The 2,822-nt window shown below is 75.2% G+C and carries 3 protein-coding genes; all 3 read right to left on the bottom strand.

The features are described from left to right. Window positions 1–593 (bottom strand): bpX6 domain-containing protein (locus A7A76_RS23420; protein ID WP_277425879.1); only part of this gene is annotated, 593 nt, incomplete at its 3' end. 5 nt (window positions 594–598) lie between these two features. Further along, the gene (locus A7A76_RS23415; protein ID WP_206413568.1) at window positions 599–2,416 is read right to left on the bottom strand and encodes a hypothetical protein; all 1,818 of its coding nucleotides are present in this window, start codon (window positions 2,414–2,416) and stop codon (window positions 599–601) included. A gap of 4 nt (window positions 2,417–2,420) precedes the next feature. Further along, window positions 2,421–2,822 (bottom strand): hypothetical protein (locus tag A7A76_RS23410; RefSeq protein WP_206413567.1); only part of this gene is annotated, 402 nt, incomplete at its 5' end.

The following is a 2,822-nucleotide window of genomic DNA, read 5'->3' as shown; positions in this document are numbered from 1 at the left end:
TCGCCCAGACCGGGCCGGTCGCCGTCGGCGCCGCCGCCCGGGCCGAGCGCGCGCAGGAAGCGCTGGCGTTCCTCGCTCGGCGGCGCGATGCGCCCGCCGAGCAGGTCGCGCACGCGCTTGCCGACAAGCTTGTCCTCGCGCAGCGTGGGCAGCGCGCGATCGCAGGCGAAGCTGTCGTGCAGGGCGTAATCGTCCAGTTCGATCGCCAGCGACAGGTCCAGCGTTTCGCCTTCGCCGAAGTCCAGCGCGATCGAGCGCCCGCCCGCCACCAGCCGCACATCGGCCGGCGCCAGCTCTTCGCGTTCGCGCTCGGTCAGCGGCCCGGCGTGCAGCCCGTGCGCGCCGATCCGGCGCAGCGGCGTCGCGTCGATGCGTTCGCAATGCAACATGCGTTCGGCCTCGAAGCGCAGCAGATCGCCGCGCGCCGCGCCGCGCTCGAAGCGCCAGGCGCGGCAGCCCGGCGCCCACCAGCGCAGCAGGCGTTCGCTGCGCTGCTGCGCGCTCAAGGTGTCGGCCGGCAGCCACAGGCCGGCGACGGCCTGCATGCCGCGCCAGACCGGATAGCGCACTTGCGCGCCGGATGCCTCAGTCATCGCCGTCAACCATCGCCGTTCCCCCCGGCGTAGATCGTGGGCCGGCCGTCGCGCCCGCGCAACGCGATCAGGCGCCCGCCGGCGTCGACCACAGCCGTGGTCCAGCCGCTGTCGCAGACGCTGCCGGTGCTGAGCCGTATCGCCGACTCGTAGACCACGCGGCGTTCGCGCTCGCCGATCCGCACCACCTGGGTGCGGTCGGGGTTGAACGCGATCAACGCCGGTTCGCCCTCGGGCTGCGGGTCCGCGCCGATCACTTTCCACTCGGCCGGCAGGATGATCTCGAAGTCGCGGTCGGCGCGGTTGCCGCGGCGCCAGACCCGCCAGACCCGCGAGCGTTCGCCGCCATGGCCGGCCGCGGCGAACTCGGCCGCGACCACGCCGCTCCAGTTCAAGCCGAACGACCGACTGTTCATCCAGGCCGACAGCGGCGGAGTGGGGCAGACCAGCTTCACGGGCTTTTGCTCGTTGCGGGTCGTGGTCCGGGTGACCTCGAGGTGGCCGTCGCGATGGCGCAGGTGCGCGACATGCCCCGCGCCCGCATCGCACAGCGCGAACACGTGCTCGGCGACCTTGCGCGGCGACAGGTTCGCGCTGGCGGCCGAGCCGGTGCTGTGCTCGGTCCAGACCCACACCGCGCCGTCGGCCAACAGCCACAATTCCGGCGGCAGGCCGTCGAGATGGCCGTGCACGCAGCGCAGCCAGCGTCCCTGCGGCAACTCGAGCGCCGCGCGCGGCGGCCGGTGCCCGTGGCCGAAGCCGCGCAACGACCAGAACTGCAGCGCGTCGCGGCGAGCGAGGATGCCGCCGAAGGCCTGACGGTCGATCGCGGCGGCGAGCAGCGGGGTTCGCGCATCCCAACGCATCGTGAAAGGCGACTGGCCCGGATTGCTGAGGCGGTACACATGCACGGCGCTGCGCCCGGCCAGCGCCACCGCCACGGTCGCGCCGTCGGCGGACAGCACCGGCGGCTGCGTGGTCGACAGGCGGACCGGGCCGTCCTCGCGCGGTGGCCGCGCCGGCGCCGCGGGCACGATGCGCGCGCGCCGGTCGAACTCGCCGCGCAGCAGGCGCGTACCGGTATCGGCGGCCGGCAAGGCCAGCGTGGTCTCGCGCCGCGCCTGCGGCGCGCTGATGGTCACCGCCAGCGCGCCGGCCTGGGCGGGGACGATGCCGACCCGATGGCCGAGCCCGTATCCCGGCGCGCGCGCGCCGATCGACCAGCGTTCGGAAGGCGCCGGATCGAGCGCATCGAGGCTGCGCGCCCAGCGCTGCTCCAGCGCGGCGCGGTCGGCCTCTTCGCCCTCGAAGCGCCACGCGCGCGCGCCGAGCAGCTCGCGCAGGCGTTCGGCCGAATCGGCCTCGTGCAATTCGCCCGGAACCCCGAGCGCGCCCCACGCGAACCGCGCCTTCGCCGCCTGCGCGCGCTGCGCCAGCAGGATCCACAGCGCCACGTGCAGCAGCCGCGGCGCGCCGAGCTGCGCGGGGCCGGTGTCGAACACCGCCACGGTCAGTGCGTCGGCCTGGCGCGCGACCAGTTTCGGGCTCAGGAACAGGTGCTCGCCGCCGGCGGCGCGGCGGTCGAACTCGTCCGGCGCGGCGTCGGCCAGCGCCCATTCGCTCAGCAGCAGGCGCTCGTAGCTGCCGCGCCGGCGCAGGTCGTCGATGCCTTCGGGTTCCAGCCGCCCGCTCGCCGCGCGCAGGCGGAACGCGCCCAGCAGCGGATGCAGGCGCAGCAGGCACTCGCCCACGGCCGACGCCAGCTCGGGATCGAACCAGTCCAGCCATTGCCGCCAGGGCGCCAGGGTCGCGGGCAGGCGCATGCGCTCAATCCTGCCAGCGCGCGCGGATCTGCGCGATCAGTTCGTCGCTGGCCGGCAGCGTGCGATGCAAGGGCATCAGTTGCGCCGGCTCGCGCAGCATCAGCAGCGGCGACGGCCGGTGGCGGCGTTCCAGCGCGCGCTGCAGCAGGTCCAGCGGCAGTTGCGGGCGCTGCGTGGTCGGCAGCCACAGCGCCGGCGCGGCCTCGCGCGGGGCGATGTAGAGCACGCCTTCGCACCACGGCAGGTGTTCGGCGCGGCCGGCGACCACCAGCACGTCGGCGTGGGCGGTCAGCATCAGCGCGTCGCGGCGCGCCGGCTCCAGCGCTTCCACCGCCGCCAGCAATGCGCGCGACGCGGCGCGGCCGACGCCGGCCGCGCCCTGCGGCGCGGGCGGTTGCGGTTCCGG

It is taken from the genome of Lysobacter enzymogenes, assembly GCF_017168095.1.
In the GTDB taxonomy this organism is placed as follows: Bacteria; Pseudomonadota; Gammaproteobacteria; order Xanthomonadales; family Xanthomonadaceae; genus Lysobacter; species Lysobacter enzymogenes_D.
The sequence above is the reverse complement of the archived record's forward strand: the minus strand, read 5'-3'. Positions and strand labels throughout refer to the sequence as shown.

Excerpts from the sequence above, each read along its gene's own strand:
- A7A76_RS23415 (WP_206413568.1), bottom strand. The coding sequence starts at position 2,416 with ATGCGCCTGCCCGCGACCCTGGCGCCCTGGCGGCAATGGCTGGACTGG.